Genomic DNA, 22,844 nt, shown 5'->3' with positions numbered 1-22,844 from the left:
GATCGCGGGCGCGTTCCCAGAATTCGGGGGTGTCGCGGCGGGTGAGCCAGCCGGTGACCTTGTGCGGCTTGAGGTCCAGGCCGGCAAGGACGCGTCCGGCCCAGGCCGGTGAGACCGGGGCGAAGACGGTGGCCGCGACCCGCTCGGCGATCGCGGCGTGCGTCCAGGCCGCCGCACCGTCGGGAACACGGCTGGTGACCGCCGCCACGACGGCGACCCGTACGAGGTCGCCGTACTGGCGCGGACGCCCGGCGCGGTCGGCGTCGGCCAGCCCGGTCGGCCCCAGCGCGGCGAAGCGGCCCCGCCACTTGCGGACCGTGTTGATCGCGACGGGCAGTCGGCGGGCGATCTCCGCGTTGGACAAGCCCTCCGCGGCGGCCAGCACGATCCTTGCCCGCATCGCGTCACGGACGGCCGCTTTCGCGGCGGTGGCCGCCCGCTCCAGCAGGGTCCGCGCCTCCGCGGTCAGTTCCACCGCCGCGGCCGCGACCACACCGTTGACCTGCTGGTTCCCGCCCACGGTCGAAGATCATGGCGGCTGGTCGGCCGAGACGGCACGATGGGGGCGTGCCCAAGAACCCGCCCGAGTCCATGCAGCGTCACCTGCGTAATCGGCTGAACGTCCATGTCGGGACCCGCTGGCCGCAGGCCGAGTCCGTCGAGGTCCGCTTCCGTGCCGGATTCGCCTATGTGGCGGCACAGTTGAAGGACGAGGACGAACCCGTCCCACTGTGCCGCCTGCGCTTCACCGGCGCGCTCCACACCTGGGGCTTCGCCCTCTACCTCGCCAGCACCGGCAAGTACGAGGACAACTTCCTCCCCTCGGGCCTGCCCATCGGCAGCCCCGAGGACTGCCTCACCTCCGCCGGGGACCTCTACCTCGACACCCCGGCCTGACCAGCCCAACACCCCTCCATGAACTTACGCGGGGCAGCACTAGGTGTTCTGTCCCGGGAGGTTGTGGACGGGTGAGCTGGATCTCGGCTGAGGGATCTTGAAATGGGTGAGGGCCTTCCGGTTCGGTGTGGATTGCGACGTCTACACCAACAGAAAGGCCCTCGTGTCCCACCGTAATGCACCCCTGACCGAGACCGGGCGCCTGCGTCTGGCCCGCTGCGTGGTCGAGGACGGCTGGCCCCTGCGCCGGGCCGCCGAACGCTTCCAGGTCTCGCCCACCACCGCCCGACGCTGGGCCGACCGCTACCGGCAACACGGTGAGGCGGGCATGGCCGACCACTCCAGCCGCCCGCGCACCAGCCCGCGCAGGACACCGACCCGCACCGAGCGCCGGATCATCAAAGTCCGTGTCCTGCGCCGCTGGGGACCGGCCCGCATCGCACACCTGCTGCGGCTGGTGCCCTCAACCGTGCACCGTGTGCTGACCCGCTACGGCCTGGCCCGCCTCACGTACCTGGACCGGGCCACAGGCCGCGTCGTACGCCGCTACGAACGCGAACGTCCCGGCGAGCTGGTGCACGTCGACATCAAGAAGCTCGGCAACATCCCCGACGGCGGCGGACACAAGGTCCTGGGCCGGGCCGCAGGCCGCAAAACCCGCTCGAACGCCGGCTACAGCTATCTGCACACCGCCGTCGACGACTACTCCCGCTTGGCCTACAGCGAGATCCACGCAGACGAGAAGAAGGAAACCGCCACCGGCTTCTGGCAGCGGGCCCACGCCTTCTTCATCCAGGCTGGCGTCACCGTCGAACGTGTCCTGACCGACAACGGCTCCTGCTACCGCTCACACGCCTGGCGCGACCTGCTCACCGCGGCCGGGATCGCCCACAAGCGAACCCGGCCCTACCGGCCGCAGACCAACGGGAAGGTCGAACGCTTCAACCGCACCCTGCTGGACGAATGGGCCTACGCCCGCCCCTACCGCTCGGAGACCGAACGCCGCATGGCGTTCCCCGGCTGGCTGCACACCTACAATCACCACCGCGGACACACCGCGCTGAAAGGCCAACCACCCGCCAGCCGCGTCCCCAACCTCTCAGGGCAATACAACTAGGTGTACTTCGTGTCGCCTCATCCGAACGGCACGCCGGACATGCGTTTGTCCGTGTGTACTGACGCGGGCCCCGGCTTTGGGCGCCGCAGTGGCGTGGGCAAGGACGTCGGCGGGCCGGGTAACTGATGGCGCGGGGGCCCGACGGCCCCCATGGGCGCCGTCGACGGCGCGGGACGACACGCTTGACGAGATCAGCGCCTTACTCTGCCGACCGACAGCCGGATCTCCGTACGTCGTGCCGGCGAGCCGCGCCGCTCCCCGCCCTGAACCACCCGTGAGGCCCACGGTCCACGGACTTGAGGCTTGAACGTGCACTTCGTAGAGGAGGTCGTGTCTTCGCCGGCATCAAGCGCATGCGAGAACCCCGTCGCGAGCAGCCGCGTCCGCGCAGGGGCCGCCTCCACAGCCGTGCTGTGGCGTGTCACCCCGGCCCGAAGTGCAGACCTCCGGGTGCCGGACACAGAGGGTTGACTACCGTGGCGCGCATGACACACACGCCCACCGCCCAGGATGTCCGGCGCATCGCCATCTCCCTTCCCGAGACCGTGGAGAAGGAGGCTTGGAGCATGCCCACCTTCCGGGTTGCCGGGAGGATGTTCGTCACCGTGCCGGATGACCAGACCTCGTTCGCTGTCCGCTGTCCCCGCCATGAGCGGGCCGAACTGATCGCGGCCGAACCGGAGAAGTTCTGGGTGCCAGCGCACGAGGCCGGGTCGGCCTGGGTGAGAGTACGGCTGGGAGCGCTGGAGGGCATGGACGAGCTTCGCGACGTCTTGGAGGACTCCTGGCGCCAGGCGGCCCCCGACCGGCTGCTCGAAGCCCATCCGGAACTCGGCCCCGGCCGACATTCCGCATCTGCCTGAACCGCAAGGCCGGCATGACTCAATTCCGGGCATCTCCCTCAAGGTCCGCTTGCCCGACAACCCTCACGCGGAGTGTGCGCACCAGGGAAAGCGAGCCAGAACGATTCGGGGAACTGCTTTCCTACGGGGACACGCCCGAAACTGGGGCGCCGATGGGTTCGTTATCAGGCTCGGCTCAAGGGAGTTGCATGACCGGAGCACGGGCCCGTCCGGCCACAGCCGGCTCGCCCGGGTCAGCCCTCCGCCTTCAGGGCGTACAGGAGCGGGATGCGCGGAGCGGTGTCGGGCAGCCGCCACCAGCCTTGCGGGGTGGGCACCATGTGGGGCCAGCGGGGCCAGGGAAGCTCGTGGCTCTCGCGCAGCCCGGTGATCCTGAGCCCGGCGCCGAGGAGGGCATCGACCACCTCGGCGAGACCGTGTGCCCACTCGAAGCATTCGGTGGCGTCCTGCACGGGCGGGCCGTCGGTGTAGGTGTACGTGGCGTCGCGGCGCACGGGACCGCGGCCCCCCAAGTAATCGTGCCGCAGCAGCAGTTCGTGGCCTTCGCCCGGGCCCGGCGAGGGCCCCAGGGAGGTGAGCAGTGGGTGGAACTCGGCGAGGTAGAGGCGGCCGCCGGGGCGCAGCAGAGCGGCGATCGTCGAGGCCCAGGGGGCGAGGTCCGGAAGATAGCACAGCGCGCCCTTGCCGGTGTAGACGACGTCAAATCGCCGGCCGCCCAGCGCCCGGGCCGCGTCGTAGACGTTGGCCTGGACGTATTCGACGTCCAGGCCCGCCTCGGCGGCCAGCTCCCGCGCCGCGGAGACCGAGGCTCCGGAGAGGTCGAGCCCGACCGTACGGGCTCCGCGCACCGCGAACGCCATCGTCTCGGTACCCAGATGGCACTGGAGGTGCAGGACGTCCCGGCCGTCGAGGTCCCCGAGGTCCTGCCACTCGTACGCCGCGAACCACCGGGCGGGATCGGCACTCTTGTCCGCCACCGCGTAGAAACGGCTGGCGAGATGGACCGGGGTACGGGCATCCCAGTTCGCTTCGTTGGACGCCATCATCCGCCGTACCGCCGGATCGAAGTCGTCGGTCATGTCGGTCAACCGGCCTCTCCTCACGGACACCACTTGTCCCGACCCTACCCAGCACGCCCGGAGACAAGTGCTGGCCGCGCCCGCCGGTCCGCTGGGCCACGCCGACTTTGAGAGGCGATACAGCAGACAGGTGATCTGCGTGCGGTATCCGGACAAGCCTGGCTGGCTTTATGCCAATTGCCAGTGAACGGCCCTCGCGCACCGACAGCTTGACGCTACACACAGGAGCGCGGGGTGGCGCTGCGCTGCTCTCACAGGATTGACCGGCGGCCGGTCGGTGGAGGGGCAGGACGGTTTGCTGACTATCAACGTGGCGTTCCTGCTCGTCATCGTCGTGGTGTGGCGACTGCGTCGCCGTACGGAGGCTCGCAGCCGTTTCGACGAGAAGATGACCGCCGTCATCGTGCTGGCGCTGGGCGTCCTCATTGCGCCCACCCGGGTCGGCCAGGGAATCCTGAACGTCCTGGGACAGCTCGCGAGTGGCGTCACTCACGCCGGCCGATGAGACCCCGCGCCATCAAGGCCGCCAGCAGCAGTCTCGTCGAAATGGCACCGACAGCAGCCGGACGGGGAGTGGGGGAGTGGTGGCGCTACAGAGACGGCGGCGCCGGATGCGGAAACGGACGCGCAGGCAGCTGCGGACCTGGGGCGCGGTCTTGGGCGCGGGCGCGGCGGTGTGGCTGGGCGCGCACTGGGCTTCGGTGTGGCCCGTACTGGTCGCGGTGTTTGCCGCGGTGCTGGTGGGCGGAGCCGGCTGGGGACTGTGGCGTGCTCATCGCGCGGCGGTCGGCCAGGACCGGCAGTGGCGTGCCCAGGAGGAGGCAAAGGCGCGGGAACTGTCGATGGCGGAAGTCGATGTCCTGTCGTGGCAGGAGTTCGAGACCTATGTCGCCGCGCTGTGCCGCAGGGACGGCTGCACGAGGGTCGTCGTCAGCGGCCGCAGCGGCGACCTGGGCGCTGACGTCATCGGCTACCTCGCAGACGGCCGCAAGCTCGTCATTCAGTGCAAGAAATACGCCCCGCACCGCAGCGTGTCCTCGCACGACATGCAGAAGTTCGTCGGCACCGCGCGCCCAGAACACGGCGCGGACGTTGCCCTGTTCGTCACCACCGGCCAGGGCTTCACCAAGGACGCCCTTGGCCTGGCGGTGCGGCAGGACGTTGTGGCCCTCCATCGCGACCTCCTGGGCGCCTGGGTCAAAGGCGCCCACCTCGACACCCTGATTCCCCTCAGCGGCAGTGGCGGCGGCACCAAACGACGTTCCCCGGTCCGGCCTGACCACTGACCGACGCTGAGTCGACCGATGAGTGCACTCAGGCCGGCTGTGGGGTCCATCCCCGCATGCGCGGGGAGCAGCCGTGATCGGCGGTGCGCTCCTGATCGTGGCCCGAGGGTCCACCCTGCGTGTGCGGGAAGCGAACTCGCCGGCCTGGGACTCTACCGCGCGGTAGACGCGAATCTCAGCCCTTCCTCGAAACCAACAAACGCGACAAATGCAGCAACTTTCTCTTCTGGTACGGATCTCCAGGCAAGCCTGGCTCCCAGACAATCCGTGCCGCGGGGAGCAGTACCAGGCGGTGTGCGCCCAAGGGGGGCGGGCATGAGGCGACGGAGGGTGCTGGCGGCGGCAGTTGCCCTGGAGCCGGCGCAGTGAGGGTCCCGGTGCGGGGCGACCTCCGAGGGGGGCTGTCCGCCGGCGACGTCGCCGTGGCCCGCCGGCTGTCCGCCGCCGGCGCCTACACGCTGCTGGACGAGGTGCTGCCGCTGTTCCTGGCCTTCGCTGACGGCAGTGCCGTGCAGGGCCCGGCGGGCGCCGCCCGCGCGCTTGTCAGGAGTGTGTAACAGACATCTAGTTTCCCTTGAGGCAGTGAGTTCCCTTGTGATCGACTGCGGATGCTTTGGGGATTCCCTTGGCGCACAAGTGCACAGTGCGGTCGCGGAGTTCAGCTTCTGCGGCGCATGTGCCTACGGACAGAGACGGAGCGAAGAATGCGCAAGACTTTGAAGAAGGCCATAGTCGTCGGTGCCGGCGTCCTGGCGCTTTCCGGCATCGCTGCCGGCGTGGCTCAGGCGACGCCGCGACAGGGCGCGGACATCCCCGGCAAGGGCCCTCTCCAGGAGTGCACCAATTGGGGTAACGCTCTGCAGTCCCATGGAACGATCGTGGGTTTCGCCTGCATGGAGGATGAAGGCGGTAACTCGTGGGAGCTCACCCCCTACTACGCCAACTGACTTCGGGTCGTGTGCGGGCGAGACCCACGGCACCTGTTGTTCGGGTCGGTGCCTGCCGGGACGTCCACGCCGCGCCGACGGTGACAGGTCGAGTGCGACCAGCTGGAGGCCGGTGGGGCTCGCCGCATTGCTGACGAGCGGGGCGGCAAGTCCCGGCCGTCAGCAGCCGCGCCGATAGCGGGGACTTTTAAAGGCTGCCGCGGGCCACGCCCGCATGTGCGGTAAGCAGCTCACGTCCCTGCCGGTGGTTGCAACCTGCTTGGGTCCATCCCCGCGTGTGCGGGGGTGGACCCTGCGTCTGGGCGTCGCCGTCTGGCGGCGGCCATCCAGGATGTCGCGCTGTGCTGGGCCGGTGAGGAGCGGGCCGGTCGCCCGCTGCGGTGGTAGTCGGATCGGACCGCCTGATGTAGGAAACCTGTGGCCGGTGCAGGTCGACCCCTCCCGGTCACTTCGAAGGATTCCTGTTCGGAGGTTCGGACGTGAAGTTCGGGAACCGGTCGGATGGGTGCCGGTATCGGAGTCTCAACCTGGTGTCCCGGCCCGACGGGCGTGGTGAGGCAGCACACGGCGACCATTCGGCGCGGAAAGCCGAATTGCTCTCCCCTCACCAGCGATCGGATCGAGGAAGGGCACCACCAGCTCACCGTCCACTTCGCCGACCAGTTGTGCCCCGTCATGGACACGTAGCTTGACCAAAGCGGCAGAGGCGGGGCCGGCGGGGCCTGTGATTTGCGAGCATCCGGGCGGGCGGGCTTGGGGCCGGACGGAGGAGATCAGTTGTTACGTTTGCAATCAGTGAGCAAGCGAGTCATGTCCGCGAGTCTGCCCAGCATGACACCGACGCGCACCGCGATTTCCTCACCGGCGAGCCGTCGATGGGCATCACGGGCTGGACTCTGAACATCCGTACGTGGGGAGGCAGTTGTGGCCGTGCCGCTGGGCGCTGAGGGCGGGCACCGTCCGGACTGCCCATCGAAGACGCCTCCGCCGCCGAAGAAGCCTGCCGGGCCGCCCCGCCCTGAGAGCACGACGCCCAGCTTGGTAGGGGTGCGGCCACGGCTGGCGGTGCGGATCGCGAACCGCAGAACGGCGAACTGGGCGCTGGAGAACGCCCCTGGACACCCGCGAAAGCAGCCAGGCACGTCACGGGGAAACTGGGGGAGTGGGGATACCCCCTCACCACGGCCAGGAACGACGACATCGCCGCCATGACCGAGCTTCTGGCCCACGCGGCCCTGAAGGACGGCGGCCGCCGTATCAGCCTCCACCTCGCCGACCAGGACCACCAAGCCCTCGTCCTGCTCCTGTCACACCAGCGCGCGGTCAGGCCCCCGACGGCGAAGACCTGCTCCGCCAAGTTAGCGCCCTGGGGGTGGTGTCTCCTGCGGGACGGACACCGGCCAGAGCGTCGGCGGCTGCCGGCGGTGGGCCATCACGGACCTCTAGGACTCGCGTTGCCGAGGTCAGTGCCCGCCACGGGTCCAGGCAATGGGCCAGAACGGGGCCGCCAGCCCAGGAGCCAGAACGCGGCAAGCCTGTCTGGTCTGCGCGAGGATGGTTGTGGTTACGGCCCAACCATCGGCCAGGCATCAGCTGAGTGCCACAGTCCAGCGCCCCGGCCCAGCCCCCTCGTGCCTGATGGGGGAGCACCGCGTCGGCGAGTTCCTCCGCAGGGTGTCGATCAATGCCTGCGAGAAGGTTGCCGGGTGGGCGCAGGCGGGGGCCCGGCCGGCTCCGGCGCCGGGGTGAAGACAAGGAGGCCGACGCTCCGGCCGCCGATGCACTGCGCGACGTCGCCGGCGTTGCGGGGCGCCGCGTCCACCACGGTGGACATCCCGGCGATGCGCCAGCTCCGAGAGGTGTTGTCCCTACCTCTCCCCGGCGCCAGGGACGAGCGGGGAGCGCGTGTCTCCACGGAGCCGCGCGGGGCAAGTCGACTATCGCGACCCAGGGAAGAAGTCGAACGGTTCCGGGAAGAAGTCGGGCGGTTCTGCGGATCAGGCGGGACACCTGCGCCGTGGCGGTGGTGACCCGCAGCAGCAGAACCCGAGGCTGTCCCAGCGGTAGGACGAGGCCCGGCCCGCAGACGCCGCGGCCCGGGCCCTGATGCTGCCGGTCAGCGCCTGGGCTTAAAGGGCCGTCCCAGCGGCCGTCCCCCGTGCTGCTGGGGCGGCTCAACGCGTTCGGCGTACGCAGGACGACAGATGAGGCAGGGGCTGTTGCCCCCGGGCGTCCTTGGCGGGCGTCGCCGCGCGGAGACGCGAGATGCGTGGCGGGGCGGCGGCGTTGGGCAGCGCACCTTGTGCCCACGGCGGTATCACCTGCGAGGTCAGGTCGGCCGGGCGAGAAGGGTTTGGAGGATTTCCGCGAGCGCGGCGGCCGGCTCGGCGGCGGAGGAGTGGTGGCGCCACGCGACGAAGCCGTCCGGGCGGATCAGTACGGCGCCGTGGGTGTCGATGCCGTGCGCCTTTTCACCCTCGGTGACGTCGATGTCGACACCGAGGGCGTAGGACCGGATCTCGATGCCCATCGCCATGCCGAGATCCTTCGCGGCTGCGATCCAGTGGGAACCGTCGCGGCCCGTGAGCAGGACGAGGGTTTCGCCGTACAGATCGAGGGTGGAGCCGCCTTGTGAGGTTGTGAGGTGCGGTGCGCGGGTACCGGGTTGGGCACGCAGATCGACGGCAGGGATGGGGTCGCTGTCGTGGTTGCCGGGTACGGCCGCCGAGGCGTACCGGAATCCCGTTGTGACCGCTGAGTAGTCGAGCAGTTCCAGTTGCGCGCCGCTGGCCATCCTGTCCCCGAAGCGCGCGAAGGCCTGCTGCATGGCGAGCATTCCGTACGGGCGGCGCTCGGCGTCGTAGGTGTCGAGCAGTCCGGGCCCGGCCCGCCCCTTGAGGACGGCGGCGAGTTTCCAGGCCAGGTTGTGGCTGTCCTGGATTGCGGTGCTTCCGCCGAACCCGCCCGTGGGAGGCTGGGTACGTGCGGCGTCCCCAGCCAGGAAGATCCGGCCGGACCGGTAGGTGCGCGCGACGTGGGCGCTGATCGGGAATCCGAGCACGGTGACGTCGCTGCCGGGGATCTGGGGCGCCAAGGAGACATCGATCTCCTCCAGCCCGGAGGCGTCCCGCACCATCGCCGCCACGCGTTCGCTGGTGAAGTCCGCCACCGACTCGTTCACGGGGTCGTAGCCGGTGCCGAAAAGCCAGCGCGAGCCCGAGTCGTCGTACGGCATCATCGTGCTGAACGGGCGCGGTCTCTGGAGATAGACGATGCCGACGTCCCGGCCGCGGACGGCTGCCGAGAGGTCTGCGTGCACGAGCGCGGAGACCGTGTTCAACAGCACCCCTGGCCCGTCGGTCTCGATCCCCAGCGACTCCCGGATCCCGCTGTTCGATCCGTCGGCAGCGATGGCGTAGTCCGCGCGGATCACCGTCTCGTGGCCGTTCGCGCGGTCCCGGACGATCGCGGTGACGCTGTGCGCGTCCTGGTCGAGGGAGCGGACTTCGGTGAAGTAGCGGATGTCGGCGCCGAGTTCGCGGGCCCGGCTGCGCAGCAGGGCTTCGAGCCGGTCCTGGTCTATCGCCGCGTAGGTGCAGGGGCCATAGGCACGCGGATCGACAACCGACTCAGGGCGGGCTTCCTGCACCGGCTGGTACTCGTCGGCGAGCGTGTGTGCCCGCAGCATGACGAAGGTGTGCCCCTCGCCGCGGAAGCTTTCTTTCCGGATCGCCGGGCCGAGTCCGAACTGACGGAACACCTCGACGGTCCGTGGTGTGATCCCGCGCAGCCTCGGATGGGTGAGCAGGTCCGGATGACGTTCCAGCACCGTGACCCGCACGCCCTGGTGGGCGAGGAAGACAGCAGCGCTCAGCCCGGTGAGCGCGCCTCCAACGACGACTACGTGAGTCTCCTGGCAGTCCATGACACCAGAGTCATACGTCCGTATGACTTTGTCAAACAGATAGATGATTGAGTTGTCCGGCTGGATGGCACAATCCCTGCTGTGACCCCTGAGAAGAACTCCACGAGCACACGCCGGTCGGCGCGGCGAGCGCCGACCGGGCACGAGCGGCAGCGCGATCCCGAGCGAACCAAGGCCCTGATCCTCGATGCCGCGACCGAGGAGTTCTCCGCCAAGGGCTTCGCTGGGGCCCGGGTGTCCGCGATCGCCGCGCGCGCCGGCGTGAACCAGCAGCTCATCACGTACTACTTCGACGGCAAGGAAGGCCTGTACCGGGAGATCGGCCGCCGGTGGCGGGCGTATGAGGCCGAGGCGTTCCCCGACGACATGGACAGCGCCGAGATGATCAAGCACTACGTGCGGGTGAGTGTCGACCCCCGCCTCGGCGGCCGCCTCCTCGCCTGGGAGGGCCTTGCCGACACGGGCGTCGACGACGAGAACGCGGCCGAACGCAACGCCCGGCTGCACGAGGAGGTCGAGGCGATCCGTGCGCGCCAGCGGGCCGGTGAACTCGACGACCGGCTCGACCCGGCCGCGCTGCTGCTCATGGAGATGAGTGCGGCCAATGCACTGGCGGTCTACCCACAGCTGGCCCGCGCCCTGTTCGGCGCCGACGCGAGCTCGCCCGAGGTCGTCGAGTGTTACGCCGAGCAACTCGCCCAGCTGATCGGCCGCCTCGGCGACGGCGGCTCCGGAAGGACTGAGTGACCTCCAAAGGTGAGGGCTCGGCATGGCGGCGGCCCGGAAGACTCCGGTGACGACTCCGTCGGCCCACGAACTCAGATCGCGCGCCGATGAGTTTCGCGCGCCGCGCCGGCCTGTACACGTGAGATCGACTCACCTATTGATCGAACGTGCCGGGATGCCTGGTGAGCCATCCAGTGACCTGCCGGATGGATGGAGGAGCGGGTGCTGGCGGAACGCTGTCGGAGCGTGGTCCGCGCGAGTTCACGGCTCCTACCTGCGGTTTCCCGCTGATGTTCCCAGTTCCGGACGAAGCGTCGTACTCCAGGCGCAAGTTTGCCGGTTCACCTGCTGGAACGCCGAGTGCGGACGCCGCACGTTCGTCGAGCAGATACCCGGCCTGACCCGAAGGCACAGCCGGCGGCCCGAGGGCCTGCGCTCGACCCTGGCCGCGATCGGTCCGGCTCTCGCGGGCCGGGCCGGCGCCCGCTTGGCCCATGTCGGCGGGGTGTCGGTCAGCCGCAGCACCGTCCTGCGGCTGACCCACGCACTTCCCGAGCCGGAAGTGGCCGCTCCGCGAGTGGTCGGCGTCGACGAGTACGCCACCCGAGAACTGGGTGCCGCCACCGCCCGGCAGAGTCACGGGCGGCGCCGACAGTGACCTCCATCAAGGCCCTTGTCAGGGCTTCAAGTTCCTGGTTGACCTGACGGTGTTCTCTGAGGAGAGATCTGCTTAGGCGTCGGCGAGGAGGGGGTCGTAGGGAGTGCTTGAGCGGCGGCCGGACATGAAGGAAAGGAAGTCGCGGACGAAAGCGCCCCGGCTGTAGGTGCCGTTGGTGGTGGCGAGGTTGCGATGGAAAGCGGTGTGGAAGAGAGTGTGGTACTCGTCGGCGTCGATGGTTCCGTCGCCGTTCTTGTCGGTGGCGTCGAAGAGGACCTCGGCGACGCGGATGAGCGCGGGCCCGGCGAGGGAGGGGACGGCGGCGGCGTATTCGTCGGCGCTGACGCGGCCGTCGCCATCGGTGTCGAGGGCGGCCTGGAGTTCTCGCCACCAGGCGGCGAAGGCGTCGTAGAGTCGAGTCTCTTCGGGTTCGTCCAGGTCGAGGCGGGTGGCCAGTTCGCGGGCCATCGCGGCGAGATCGGGCCAGTCGAGGTGGCCGTCGCCGGTCTGGTCCAGCACCTTGCGGAAGAACTCCTCCGCCGAGCGTCGGCCTTCTCCTGTGCCCGCGGAAGGTGCCCGGTCGGGGGCGGGGTTGCCGCTGAGCGGTGTGAGGAGGCGGAGCAGGGCCGATGCCTGCTTCATGCGGGCCCCCAGGGCGGCCATGGTCCGGGCGCGGGGGTCGTCGCTGTCGGGTGAGAGCGAGAGGAGTTCGATGATGCTCTCGGCGTTGATCCAGCCCTGGGGCAGGAAGCGGGCGAGCCCGGCGGCGCAGTAGGCGCCCTGCATCAGGGTCGGTGCGCCGGGCATCTCTGGCAGGCCGGCTCGGCGCCGGTAGGGCTCGGGGAGTGAGGCGACCGTGATGGCGCCCAGGAGCGGACCGGCGACGGCACGGCCGGCCGCCCACAGTGTCGGTGCGCCGTCGAGCAGCGCGGGGGCGGGCAGGTGGTCGAAGAGGCGGTAGAGGATGACGCGGGCGGCCTCGGTGTTCTCCAGATCGTTTTCGACGACCCGGTCGAAGTAGCCCCAGAAGTCGTGCAGGGCCTCGGGGAGTTCTTCGGCGTCGCCGTCGAGCGCGGCGAGGAAGGCGCGGTACTCGGCGTACATCCGCTCCATGGTGTCCTGGTCGAGCGGCTGGCCGCTCAGGCGGCACATGGTGACGGCGCTCTCGAAGAGGGTGGCGACCACCCAGGCGCGGGCCGCGCGGTCCATCGCGTCGTAAGGGCGTCCGTGGTAGTCGGTGCCGCTCATGCGGGCGTGCAGCCGGTTGAGGCGGGCGGCCTCACGTTCGCGTTCCGCCGGATCCCCGCCGAACATGCGCCGCATGCTGAGGAAGGTGTTGCGCAGCCGGCGCCAGGGGTGGGCGACGAAGGTGGAGTTGTCGGCGAGGGCTGCGCCGATCTGCGGGTGAGCGGCCTCCAGCACGGTGGCGCGGATCATGGCCAGTGCCCAGCGCGGGTCGTCGAAGAAACTGCTGAACTGCGACTGTGGCCCGAACAGGGGCGTCTCGTCGGCCGTTCCCGTGGTTTCGGTGGTCATGATGGGTCTCCGTTCGTGCGGGGCGGCACGCCGCCGAAGCGGCGGTCGCGGCGCCGATAGGCGTGCAGGCAGGCGAGGAAGTCGGGGGCCCGGAAGTCCGGCCAGAGCACTTCGGGAAAGACCCACTCGGCGTAAGCGACCTGCCAGAGCATGAAGTTGGAGATGCGCTGCTCGCCGGAGGTGCGGATGACCAGGTCCACGTCGGGGGTGTCGGGGAACGGCAGGTGGTCCGCGAAGAGCCGCTCCGTCACCTCGTCGGCCGGTGTCTTGCTACGGATCAGCGACCTTGCGGCCTCCACGATGTCCCGGCGCCCCCCGTGGTCGAAGGCGACGGACAGCGTCATCCCCCGGTTCGCGGCGGTCAGGGTGGCCAGATCCTCAAAATCCTGGGCCAGCTCACGGGGAATGCGCGGGTCGGCGACCCCGAGGAAACGGCAGCGGATGCCACGGGCCAGCAGCAGCGGCGCGTGCTTGCGCACGACCCGGCGCACCAGGCACATCAGGTAGTCGACTTCGGGACCAGGACGGTTCCAGTTCTCGGTGGAGAAGGCGTACAGACTGAGCCACTCCACACCCGCCACCCGGGCCGCCTCGATGATGTCGATGACGGTGGTCTCAGCAGCCCGATGCCCTGCTGTTCGGGGAAGTGAACGCCGCTGCGCCCAGCGCCCGTTGCCGTCCATCACGCAGGCCACGTGCCGCGGCACCGCCCGCACCCGCCCCTCGCTCCGCTGCTGTCGGTCTCCGCGCTGTGACCCGCCCGGCCGGTCGTCCGTCGCCACACGGGTGCGTGGGACACCGTGGTCCGTCGCGCTCGGTCCCAACCCGTCCGGAGCGGAACGACCAGCCGTGCCGCGCTCGGTCGCGTCCATCCCGTCTCACCACCCCCGGCCCGCCCGCGCCCGACCGGCGCGTTGTCTCCCGGAAGTCTGACAGCGCGAAAGGACCCCGACCGGCCAAAAGGGGGGCCCGTCACCCCTGGCACGTACGTCCAAGCCCCCTAGCGGAACGACAGTCATCACTTTGGGGTGGGACATGGCGGTCGGGCTCCCGCATGTCGGCCCGTCAGGCCGAGCGCCGGACCTGATGATCCCCGATTCGTGCCGTCTGGGCTCCAACGGGCCGCGCAGCGCTCTGGCTTGGCGCGCGTCCTGCAACTTGCCGACGCCAATGACGACGGGGTCCGCTCCTGTTGTTGGGAGTACGCTGCCGACGCCGGGCAGGCCGCGCGGCCCCCTACTGCCTCTGCCTCCACCACCTCGCGCTCGTGCACGCGTTTTCCTCCCGTTCCGTGAAAATCTGGAAGAGGAGCTTCGCACTGGTCTTGTCCAGGTCCAGATATACCGAATTCTCCTAATTGGCCATGCGTGCGGCGGAGTTCGGGACTGAGGGACCGTGGCGTCGCGGAGGTGTGCGGGACGGTTCTCGGCCTGAGGTTTGGAAGGCCGATGGGCAGCCCGGATGGCGAGGAGAACGTTCGTCGTGGTCGATGTCACCGAGATCTATGTCCACTGGTACGCGGACCGTTCGAAGCGTGAACTGGCCGCGTCGCTGAGGGTGGACCGCAAGACCATCAGGAAGTGTTTGGCACCGGCGGAGGGGCCGGGATGACTCCGGGCGGGCCTCCGATGTGCGAGTCGGACTGGGCCAAGCTGATCGGGATACGGTTCCCCGAGATCTCCAACTCACGTCTTCGACAAGTTACTTGGCCGGAGCTCGACCGGCACCGCGACTATGAGGTCGTCTCAACTGGCTTGATCACTAGGCTGGTGGCCGTGATGGCGATGGTGGAGCGTCTGGTGCCGGACGGGCTGTGGGAGTTGTTCCAACGGGCGGTCCCGGCTGCTCCGGTACGGCCTCAAGGCGGTGGTCGGCGCAGATGCGGGGATCGACAGGTGCTGGCGGCCAGCGTGTTCGTGGCCACGACGGGTTGCACGTGGCGCCAACTACCGCAGGGTTTCAGCCTGTCCGGGCCGACCGCACACCGGCGGTTCACCGAGTGGAGCCGGGCCCGGGTCTGGGGCAAGCTCCACCGCCTGATCCTTGAGGAACTTGGAGCCCGGGGCGGCCTGGACTGGTCGCGGTGCGCGATCGACTCGGTGAACATGCGGGCACTGAAAGGGGGGACCTGACAGGTCCGAATCCCGTAGATCCCGGCAAGAAGGGATCAAAGATCCACTTGATCACTGAGCGGACCGGTCTGTCCATCTCCATCGGCATCTCCGCCGCGAACACCCACGACAGTCAGGGCCTGGAACCTCTGGTGCGCGGCATCCCACCGATCCGCTCCCGGCGCGGACCCCGTTGGCGGCGGCCCGCCAAGCGCAGAGCGTGCACCGTTCCTAACGTCTCTACAGGCACGCAGACGCTCAATGCGCTGCCCACCGCGCTTCTGCTGCTTGCAGGCAGCCCGCAGTGCTCATTCCTCCCGAGGCTGCTAAGGGCTGTGTGAGGTTGTGATCAGTCAGGTGCCTTGAGGAGATCGGTGATAGATCCGCGAAGCGCGGAGGTGGAGGCCGACGAGGTAGCTTTCGGGTGTCCTGTCGTAGCGAGTCGCGATGCCTCGCCAGGCCTTCAGCTTGTTGATCAAACGCTCGACGGTGTTGCGCTCTTTGTAGAGATCGGCGTCGCGGGCCGGCCGCCCCGGCTGCCCTTCTTCTTGCGGTTGGCGGCCTGGTCCCTCTTCTCCGGGATGACGGCCTAAATCTGGCGTTTGCGCAGGTAGGCGCGATTGGTGCGGGAGGAGTAGGCCTTGTCCGCGGCGACAGCGCCGGGTCGGGTGCGGGGACGTCCGACGGGCGGACGGACCCTGACCTTCGTGAGCACGGGGACGAACTGCGGGCTGTCGGCGGCCTGTCCCACGGTCAGCACGAGCGCCAGCGGCCGGCGCTTGCGGTCCCCGGCGACGTGAACCTTGCTGGCCAGCCCGCCCCGGGACCTGTTCGAGCAGAGCGTGCTTCAAACGGATCCCACGGCGTCGCGGGACGCGCCGCCGTGGGATCCGTCCCGGGTCGTTTCCGTCGTCCTGCCCGTACTGTTCCCCCCGGGCCGCCCCCTTTTGCCGGGCCCGCTCCTGCTCGGCAGCGGCTTCCTCCAGGGCCTCCAGAACCTCCCCGCCGATGCGCATCCCAGCGGCGTCGTGGTGAGCACGGACAATCGTGGAATCCCCACTCACCAGGGACAAGCCCGTCTCGCCCCGACAGGCAGCCTGGGCAATCAGACCCTCCAGCAACGCGCTGAAGACGCCAGCATCCCTCCACATCCGGAAGCGGCCATAGACAGTGGGCCAGGGACCGAACCCACCGGGCATCTCCCGCCACTGAGCACTGGGCACCGGACCGGAACCGCCAGATCACCCCTCGAACTGGTCCCGCAGCCGCTGCGGGTACGGACCGTACTCGCCTATCGGCAGGAACGGACAGATGAACTCCCATTGCTCGTCAGTAAGTTGCCTGCGCGTCACACCCAGCGTCCTACCAGGTCCGCCTCCTCACGAGCACGGAACCCAAGGGCGATCACAACCTCACACAGGCCCTGGTGGCTACCGCCGCCATCCCGGACCCCGACACGGGCGCACCCGCACCCTGGGCGCCCCTGACACCCGCTCCACCATGAAGCCCCGATCCCCGGCCGCATGCCGGGGATCGGGGCTTTTTGCGTTGCTGGGAGGGGCGCGGCCGGCGCGGCTGCCCAGCTGAGGGTGACCGGATGCGCACATCTGTGAACGTGTAGAGTTTCGGGCTCAGTTGGGGAAGCAGCGGTGGCCGCGTTGGATCTGACACACAAACCGGAGAACTTCGTCAACGCGTCCTGGTCGATGGTTGGTCTGCGGGACCTCATCTTCGACATGCTCAGCCTGCTGTTCACGGAACTGAGCGCGCACGGGGGCATGGCGGGAGACGATGACGCCGGCAGGGCCTTCGCCGCGGTGTACCGGCCCGCCGTCGCAGCCGTCTTCGAGCAGTCGGGATTTGCCCACCAGGTGATGGCGAACGGTGCCGGCGCTCTCCTGCAGGCAGCCGAAGACCTTCTGAAGCAGGACGCTACGGCGGGGGCACTACTGGGACAGAGCCCCTCTCCCGGCATTCCGGCACAGCCGACAGGGCCGGACTGCACCCCGAGGGCCAGCCACAACGCTGAGGACTTGCCGGAAGTCGTCGGCGAGACCAGTTGGAGCGACCAGTACCTGTTCGACCGGCGGTTCCACGGGCAACGCGACAAGCTGCGCCTCGTCGCAAAGACCTGGCGCAGCGCGTCCAAGATTCTGCAAGACGCCTACTGGGAATCGGATACCGCCTGGCAGAGTGCCAGGCTCGGCCAGGTCGGCGAGACCGCGGACGCCGTGGAGGCCTTCTTCATGACCTTCGTCGGCAAGAATCCGCCCCCCAGCGAGGTGAGCGACACTGAGACGTTGATGGCGAACCTGCCCGCTGCCTGCACGATGCTCGCCAACGCCTGTGACGTCTATGCCGACCACATCGACACCGCTCTGCGGAAAATCCCTCAGCAGGACGACCCGCTGTTCGGCGAACCCCAACCGATCTGGGACCGGCCGCTGTTCGGGGGCGAGGGACACGATGGTGGACTGAGCGAACTCGTCTCCGGCGACCTGCGCATCGCGGGTCTGGGTAACATTCCACACGCCCTGGACAACGCCAAGGCACGTATCCCGATGCCAAAAGCCAAGGGCGACGGTCCGGGATTCCTGCCGCCCTTCCTCCTTCCACTGGTCCGGCTGCCCGTGCTCGTCCCGGCCGGTTACCGGCCCGCCAACGGGCCACGGATGCAGCCACCTCCCGCGCCGCCGGACCCCCGCTTTCCACCACTGACTGGGCCGGAACAGCACACCTACCAGCTCTGGCTGAACTCGCTGCGGACCGGCGATGTTTCGGGTGGCAAGCCGGCCGAGGTCGCCTACCAAAAGCGCGTAGCGGGCTACCCCGAGTACGAAGTGCCCATCCCCCCGGGTATCAGCGCCAACAGCACCCTCATGGTGGACGGCTTCCGCGACCTGGACGGCATGGCCGTTGAAGCGAAATACGTCAACAAGCCCAACGGCTGCTACCGCACCCTCGATGAACTCCGGCAAAGCCATCAGAACGGCAAGCGCGACTTCCTGTATGCCAAGGACCGCAAGGAACTCGAGAAGTACCACGCCGCCCTGAACGACCCCCGTAACACCCAGATACGAGGCGTGGATACGGTCACCAACAACCAGGACTCCGTGCCCTACTGGCGCGTCATGATGGCGGCCTACGGCGTCAAGGGGAACGCCCGTTACGTCCCCTGACCAGCACCCGACTGACGGAGCAACCACCGTGGACGCCTCTGAGATCGCTCAACTGCGCACCATGTACATCTTCACACCGGCCGACGGGGAGACCTGGGGCCTGTCCTACGCCGCGATGGAAACCGCCGTGCGCGAACGGGATCCCGACGGGTTCCTCCGCCTGGACGAAGGTACCCGTCTTGTACCAGGGACTGTCCTGCACTTCGGGATCACGCTGGGCGATGAGACGCTTGAGGGAATGGCGAGGCTCCGCCCCGAAGGCGTCTCGCTCGAAGACTGCACCGCATCCCAGGCGGCTGAATTCGCTGCATGGCTGCAGGGACGCATCGTCCCGGCCGGTGTCCCGGCCACGTTCAATACGGAGTGGGGCCTGGAAGCCGGCTTGCCCGATCAACTGGCTCCCCACGTTTCGGTCCCGGGGCTTAAGGAGGTCTTCCTGGCTCATCTCCAGGCCACTGTCGACCAGAGCTGAAATCGGCGGCCTTCAGCCGCGCGCGGCGCCGACGGCGAACCCGGCGCCGCTCGGCACGCGCAGGGTCGGCCGCCTCAGCTTCTTGCGCACCCTCTTGATCCTTTTGTCCCTTCCCGCAGCCCCCTTTGACTGCTGGACGGCTCCCTCCAACGCAGCCAGGACCTCTTCACTCACCCGTGCCCCCGCCGCGTCGTGATGCGCACGAGCAGTCGTGGAGTCCACGCTGACCAGCGACAGGTCCACCTGCCCGCGCCGCGCGGCCTCGGCGATCAGCGCGTTCGCCCCCGCACGCCTACCGCCAGTACAAACCCGGCCGGGCGGGACCGTCACAGCTCACGAGTTCCAAGCGCGGGCTGCGGTCAGTGTCCCGGTTCGGGCTCGGGAGCAAGCGGTCGTTCTGGTAGAGGCACATGTTCCCGGCGCCGACGAGCTTCCAGGCCGCCCGCTTCCATGTCGGACTTTTCCAGGGCACCCATTGCCACATCTGCGCGGACTCGAAGATTCGGCATGCCTGGAGCCGTGGGAGGTTTCCTGCCGCGGTGAGACAGTACGCCGGGTCCAGTCGGCTTCTGAGCGTGCGGTCGGGTCCCGCGTCCCACTTCTGCCCCGCGGACCCGTCGCAGCTCAGGATGCGCACTTCTCCCGTACGTCGGGGATCGTTAGGCGCGGCAAGGCACTGTTCGGGCGAGTCGGCCGAGTAGCGCGTCGTGCGGCCCACGTCCCCCATGATCTCGCCCGGACCCGGATTCCTATGCGTGCGTCGGTAGCGCCTCTCGACCCAGTGTCGGTAAGTCTTCGAGAGCGTGGCCTCGTAGATCTTCCGAGCAGGACATACGCGTTCCCGGGGGCACTGGCTCTGCGCCATGTACCACCGGGTGAGTCGTTCCTTCTCCGCGGTCTCGGCCTGTGTCAGGTTCCTGTGCAGTCGTGCCATCGGATAGCCGAGGTAGGAAATAACCGGGGTCCCCGTACGGTAGGCGGCTTCTCGGGCATAGCGTGCGGTGATGCCGTGATCGCTGTGATCCACGCGGCTGTCCGTCCCTGTTCCGAACGATGCGACGTCGGGGTCCAGGGTCAGGACGTTTCCCGCCCGGCTCTGCCGGATGAGGGAGACCAGGACGGACACCAGCTGTTCCTCGGTGTAGCTCTCGGTGCCCCGCAGCGAGGTAATCGTCTTCCTGCGCCTGTCGAACAAGTGCAGGAGGCTGTCCGGCTCGCCGCCTTGGGGTCGGCCGTCGTGCAGACCCAGAAACGTCAGCCTCACGTCCCCTCTCCGTTCCTGGTGCGCGAGCCGGAACGACCGGACGGTGCGGCCGCCCGCGTGTACGTCGTCCTGCCTCCAGGCAGGAGCCCCGCCCGCCATTTCCGCATATGCCCTGCGAACGCCGTTCTCCCTGTTCATGACGTAGTTTCTCGCTTCCGCCGGCACCTCTTCGTCACCGTCGCCGGCGGTGAGGTACACCGTCGAGACGAAGCACCCCGCCCGGATGGTCGACATGACGTCCGGATTGACGAAGAAGAGGTCGTCATCAGGGTGCGCCACTACAACGAGGGTCCGACGACAGCCCGACTGCGCCCCAGCAGTGGCGGACACGGCATGGCCGGCGGGTGAAAAGGGCGCGAGCAGCGCCGCGCACAGGGCCAGGGACGCCACAGTCATGCCGACACGGAAAGCAATTGCCACGAACCACGTCCTTCCGACCGGCTTCAGGCGTCCAAAACCAGTACTACGCGAGCCGTACCCGGCTCGCACCCTCCCCAGCTCACGCGTACTCGGGCAGGTCCGAACGCGTCGTCCACACGGTGGATGTCCCAGCGATCCGCTGACCTCATGGTTCGCCGATGCATCTCGGCTGCCAGCTGCCCGTCCGCATCGGCCAGCACTGACATCAACTGGAGTCGGGCCCCAGGTTCAGCGTGCGCCTCGGGCGTAGAGCACCTTCCGATGCCCCTCCCAGGCCATCCGCAGGCGTCACGTCAGACCCCGGGAGCGCACAGATTGCTCTCACGCAGATCTCATCAACAGCGTCGACGGTCCTGGATCACAAGAACCTGACCTGCGCGTATGCCTCTGAACTGGACTGCCTGGACCGCACAAGACGCTTTCGCCCACCTTCAGCAAGTGGTCCCCGAAGGCTGGGGGCGCTACCCAGCCGTGCGGCACGGATCCTGGCGCGCCAAAGCCTTCTTCTTCGGCAGGGTGGGGGCGGTGCAGGGCCGGCTTCGGCAGCGCTGATCTGGCAGTTGTGGGCCCTCTCGCGGTCGGCTGCGTGCCGTTGTCCGAGCAGGGCTTTGTCCTTGGAGCTCCTTCGTGGTTCAGGCGTGACGCCGGCGGCCCCCCGCCTGCGGTTTGTGGTGCAGGAAGCGTGGTGGGTGAGGCGAACCGCAACACCTTGGACCGGGGCACGGCCGCGGCACATGCTGTGCACGTTTCCGCGATGCCCCAGAGCCGGCCTACGCGGTCGGGGATCACGAGCGCGATGGCCTGTGTACAGACGATCGCGGCTGTGTCGTGCCAGGAGCAGCCCTCATGGCGGCAGCGGCAGCGAGCCTGCGCGTTGGGCTGGCCCGCTTGGGCAATGTGGTGCCGGACGTGTTCCATCGCTTTCGTGCGGGCCAGCACAGGGTCGCGGTAGCGGATGTCGGAAGGGGGGCGGAGGCCGCCCCGGCATTTGATCACCGCGACACCTGCCGCCGGCGGCCCGTGGGGGGGCAGCCGGATCAGCCAGCGCCGCCCGAGCAGGCTGGGGGCTGTGCTCACCATGTCTCCTGGTTTCGTCGGGGCAGGGACGCCGCTCGGCATCCTGACCTACGCGTAAGTCACCAGGGTCGGGGCACGCCGTCCAACCGAGGTCGATCGCTCCATGAAGTGAATGCTTGCGGCTGGTTGACCGCCGGGGAGCAGACTCCTTCCAGCGCTGCTCCGTCGCTGGATAACTCCGTGCCCGGCCGACAGCGCCCGACACCCGCGCGGAGCGCCGCCGCCGGCCGCGGTGACCGAGGCCGCCGCGCTGTGCCTGGCCCGTGCAGAGCGCGCGGCGCGGGAGGCTGGACGGCGGCCGCCGTGCCGCAACGTGAGCTGCGGACTTCCGGAACGGCCTGACAGCGTCTTCACGACAGCTGCGCCCGTCGCGCCGGCCCACGGAAGACTGGGTGGGCAGCCATAGGCACCAGGATGGGAGTACGCACGTGGCGAGGAAGAAGACCACGAAGTCCAGCAAGCGCCGTCAGTAGGTTCTCGCCCGCCGCGATCATGTTCTCTACCCTGGCTACGTCTTCTGCCCACTGAGTGAAGCCGAGCAGGCCCTGGGCGCGGCTCGGGTAGGTGAGCTCCTTGCCCTGTACGGCGGAGAGCTGCGGAGGGCCGATGTGCAGCTCGAACTGGTTCTGCGCGAGGGGCAGTTCCGGGTCGTCGACACCAACCACCCAGACGGTCGGGCGTGGACCCTGCGCGAGTACATGGACGACTGGAACAGGGACCTCTCGGCGGATGCGGACCAGACCGGAGAGGAGTACGGCCTCCTGCCTGACGAGCAGGCAGTGATCGAGATGCTTCACGACGGGCACCGATCCGGCAGCATCTGCGTCACCCGTGACGGTGTCATCGAGTGTCAGCCGCTCTGAGGAGCCTCTGATGGATTCCCTTAACCCGAGGCTATGCGGGCCGCTCGGCGGCCGCGAGGGACAGACGGCGGCCAGGGCGGTGATGAGCTTGGTGGCCGCCGCTCTCGTCAGCCGCCTCACAGCGGTCATGCTCCGTTCCCGCGGACGGCGCGGTTCAATGCCGGTCCGCTGGACCGCCGCGGCGTATTCGGCGTCGAACCACGCCTGGCCGACCTTTTCCGCCAAGCTCGCGAGGTACCGCAGCTGGGCGGGCGGGCGTGAGCGGATCGATCTGCGCCGCAGCCTTCCGCTTCGCGCTCTCCTCGCGGATGCGCCCGTAGTGCTCGTCATCGGCCGCTTTGCGGGCATGCTTCGGCCTCTGGACTGCAGCAGGTGATACGCACGCTCTCGTACCAGGTGGGCCTTGAGCTCGAATCCTGGACAC

Annotated in this window: 17 protein-coding genes and 3 pseudogenes; 13 read left to right on the top strand and 7 right to left on the bottom strand. The window is 68.7% G+C overall.

Features of this window, described 5'->3' with window-relative positions:
* Positions 1 to 97: 97 nt before the first annotated feature.
* Positions 98 to 400: pseudogene (locus ABR738_RS02290) on the bottom strand (helix-turn-helix domain-containing protein); the annotation flags it as partial.
* A gap of 167 nt (positions 401 to 567) precedes the next feature.
* Here ABR738_RS02290 and ABR738_RS02285 point away from each other — a divergent pair.
* The 3 genes from ABR738_RS02285 (at position 568) to ABR738_RS02275 (ending at position 2,877) form a co-directional block, all read left to right on the top strand.
* The gene (locus ABR738_RS02285) at positions 568 to 897 is read left to right on the top strand and encodes a hypothetical protein (RefSeq protein WP_350228257.1); all 330 of its coding nucleotides are present in this window, start codon (positions 568 to 570) and stop codon (positions 895 to 897) included.
* Positions 898 to 1,060: 163 nt separating this feature from the next.
* The gene (locus ABR738_RS02280; RefSeq protein WP_350228256.1) at positions 1,061 to 2,014 is read left to right on the top strand and encodes an IS481 family transposase; all 954 of its coding nucleotides are present in this window, start codon (positions 1,061 to 1,063) and stop codon (positions 2,012 to 2,014) included.
* A 485-nt stretch (positions 2,015 to 2,499) separates the two neighbouring features.
* Entirely contained in the window at positions 2,500 to 2,877 is a 378-nt protein-coding gene (locus ABR738_RS02275) for an MmcQ/YjbR family DNA-binding protein (RefSeq protein ID WP_350228255.1), read from the top strand.
* Between the two features lie 233 nt (positions 2,878 to 3,110).
* On the opposite strand, the gene ABR738_RS02270 is transcribed toward ABR738_RS02275, so the two are convergent.
* Positions 3,111 to 3,956, bottom strand: coding sequence for a class I SAM-dependent methyltransferase (locus ABR738_RS02270; protein WP_350234400.1), 846 nt, complete (start codon positions 3,954 to 3,956; stop codon positions 3,111 to 3,113).
* A 295-nt stretch (positions 3,957 to 4,251) separates the two neighbouring features.
* Here ABR738_RS02270 and ABR738_RS02265 point away from each other — a divergent pair, with 295 nt between their 5' ends.
* The 4 genes from ABR738_RS02265 to ABR738_RS02250 all read left to right on the top strand — a co-directional run bounded on the left by ABR738_RS02265 (position 4,252) and on the right by ABR738_RS02250 (position 6,189).
* A complete protein-coding gene (locus ABR738_RS02265; RefSeq protein ID WP_350228254.1) occupies positions 4,252 to 4,461 on the top strand; it encodes a hypothetical protein in 210 nt (69 codons plus the stop codon).
* Positions 4,462 to 4,567: 106 nt separating this feature from the next.
* A complete protein-coding gene (locus ABR738_RS02260; RefSeq protein ID WP_350228253.1) occupies positions 4,568 to 5,242 on the top strand; it encodes a restriction endonuclease in 675 nt (224 codons plus the stop codon).
* A gap of 365 nt (positions 5,243 to 5,607) precedes the next feature.
* Positions 5,608 to 5,799 carry a hypothetical protein gene (locus tag ABR738_RS02255; RefSeq protein ID WP_350228252.1) on the top strand — a complete coding sequence of 64 codons (192 nt, stop codon included), beginning with the start codon at positions 5,608 to 5,610 and terminating at the stop codon, positions 5,797 to 5,799.
* Between the two features lie 147 nt (positions 5,800 to 5,946).
* Positions 5,947 to 6,189, top strand: a complete 243-nt coding sequence (locus ABR738_RS02250) for a hypothetical protein (RefSeq protein ID WP_350228251.1) — start codon at positions 5,947 to 5,949, stop codon at positions 6,187 to 6,189.
* A gap of 2,329 nt (positions 6,190 to 8,518) precedes the next feature.
* Here the strand turns inward: ABR738_RS02250 and ABR738_RS02245 are convergent.
* Positions 8,519 to 10,114: an FAD-dependent monooxygenase gene (locus ABR738_RS02245; RefSeq protein WP_350228250.1), complete on the bottom strand. Its 1,596-nt coding sequence runs from the start codon at positions 10,112 to 10,114 to the stop codon at positions 8,519 to 8,521.
* Between the two features lie 81 nt (positions 10,115 to 10,195).
* On the opposite strand from ABR738_RS02245, the gene ABR738_RS02240 reads away from it, so the two are divergent.
* Entirely contained in the window at positions 10,196 to 10,861 is a 666-nt protein-coding gene (locus ABR738_RS02240) for a TetR/AcrR family transcriptional regulator (protein ID WP_350228249.1), read from the top strand.
* Between the two features lie 709 nt (positions 10,862 to 11,570).
* On the opposite strand, the gene ABR738_RS02235 is transcribed toward ABR738_RS02240, so the two are convergent.
* Positions 11,571 to 13,034: an oxygenase MpaB family protein gene (locus tag ABR738_RS02235; RefSeq protein ID WP_350228248.1), complete on the bottom strand. Its 1,464-nt coding sequence runs from the start codon at positions 13,032 to 13,034 to the stop codon at positions 11,571 to 11,573.
* On the bottom strand, positions 13,031 to 13,750 hold the full coding sequence (uppS, locus tag ABR738_RS02230) for a polyprenyl diphosphate synthase (RefSeq protein ID WP_350228247.1): 720 nt from the start codon (positions 13,748 to 13,750) through the stop codon (positions 13,031 to 13,033). Before uppS ends, ABR738_RS02235 begins: the two co-directional genes overlap by 4 nt.
* Before the next feature lie 745 nt (positions 13,751 to 14,495).
* Between uppS and ABR738_RS02225 the strand changes: the two genes are divergently transcribed.
* The gene (locus ABR738_RS02225) at positions 14,496 to 14,645 is read left to right on the top strand and encodes a hypothetical protein (RefSeq protein WP_350228246.1); all 150 of its coding nucleotides are present in this window, start codon (positions 14,496 to 14,498) and stop codon (positions 14,643 to 14,645) included.
* A gap of 167 nt (positions 14,646 to 14,812) precedes the next feature.
* Positions 14,813 to 15,357, top strand: a pseudogene (locus ABR738_RS02220) (IS5 family transposase); the annotation flags it as partial.
* A 137-nt stretch (positions 15,358 to 15,494) separates the two neighbouring features.
* Here the strand turns inward: ABR738_RS02220 and ABR738_RS02215 are convergent.
* Positions 15,495 to 16,497: pseudogene (locus tag ABR738_RS02215) on the bottom strand (IS5 family transposase).
* 297 nt (positions 16,498 to 16,794) lie between these two features.
* On the opposite strand from ABR738_RS02215, the gene ABR738_RS02210 reads away from it, so the two are divergent.
* On the top strand, positions 16,795 to 18,324 hold the full coding sequence (locus ABR738_RS02210) for a restriction endonuclease fold toxin-2 domain-containing protein (RefSeq protein WP_350228245.1): 1,530 nt from the start codon (positions 16,795 to 16,797) through the stop codon (positions 18,322 to 18,324).
* A 28-nt stretch (positions 18,325 to 18,352) separates the two neighbouring features.
* Positions 18,353 to 18,796: a hypothetical protein gene (locus ABR738_RS02205; RefSeq protein WP_350228244.1), complete on the top strand. Its 444-nt coding sequence runs from the start codon at positions 18,353 to 18,355 to the stop codon at positions 18,794 to 18,796.
* A 292-nt stretch (positions 18,797 to 19,088) separates the two neighbouring features.
* Here ABR738_RS02205 and ABR738_RS02200 read toward each other — a convergent pair whose 3' ends face one another.
* Entirely contained in the window at positions 19,089 to 20,339 is a 1,251-nt protein-coding gene (locus tag ABR738_RS02200) for a PIG-L family deacetylase (RefSeq protein ID WP_350228243.1), read from the bottom strand.
* Positions 20,340 to 22,165: 1,826 nt separating this feature from the next.
* On the opposite strand from ABR738_RS02200, the gene ABR738_RS02195 reads away from it, so the two are divergent.
* Positions 22,166 to 22,420: a hypothetical protein gene (locus ABR738_RS02195; RefSeq protein ID WP_350228242.1), complete on the top strand. Its 255-nt coding sequence runs from the start codon at positions 22,166 to 22,168 to the stop codon at positions 22,418 to 22,420.
* The last annotated feature ends 424 nt before the right edge of the window (positions 22,421 to 22,844 follow it).

Source organism: Streptomyces sp. Edi4, assembly GCF_040253615.1.
Lineage (GTDB): Bacteria > Actinomycetota > Actinomycetes > Streptomycetales > Streptomycetaceae > Streptomyces.
The sequence above is the reverse complement of the archived record's forward strand: the minus strand, read 5'-3'. Positions and strand labels throughout refer to the sequence as shown.

Excerpts from the sequence above, each read along its gene's own strand:
- ABR738_RS02225 (WP_350228246.1), top strand. The coding sequence starts at position 14,496 with ATGGCGAGGAGAACGTTCGTCGTGGTCGATGTCACCGAGATCTATGTC.
- ABR738_RS02235 (WP_350228248.1), bottom strand. The coding sequence starts at position 13,034 with ATGACCACCGAAACCACGGGAACGGCCGACGAGACGCCCCTGTTCGGG.
- ABR738_RS02250 (WP_350228251.1), top strand. The coding sequence starts at position 5,947 with ATGCGCAAGACTTTGAAGAAGGCCATAGTCGTCGGTGCCGGCGTCCTG.
- ABR738_RS02245 (WP_350228250.1), bottom strand. The coding sequence starts at position 10,114 with ATGGACTGCCAGGAGACTCACGTAGTCGTCGTTGGAGGCGCGCTCACC.
- ABR738_RS02260 (WP_350228253.1), top strand. The coding sequence starts at position 4,568 with ATGCGGAAACGGACGCGCAGGCAGCTGCGGACCTGGGGCGCGGTCTTG.
- ABR738_RS02275 (WP_350228255.1), top strand. The coding sequence starts at position 2,500 with ATGACACACACGCCCACCGCCCAGGATGTCCGGCGCATCGCCATCTCC.
- ABR738_RS02270 (WP_350234400.1), bottom strand. The coding sequence starts at position 3,956 with ATGACCGACGACTTCGATCCGGCGGTACGGCGGATGATGGCGTCCAAC.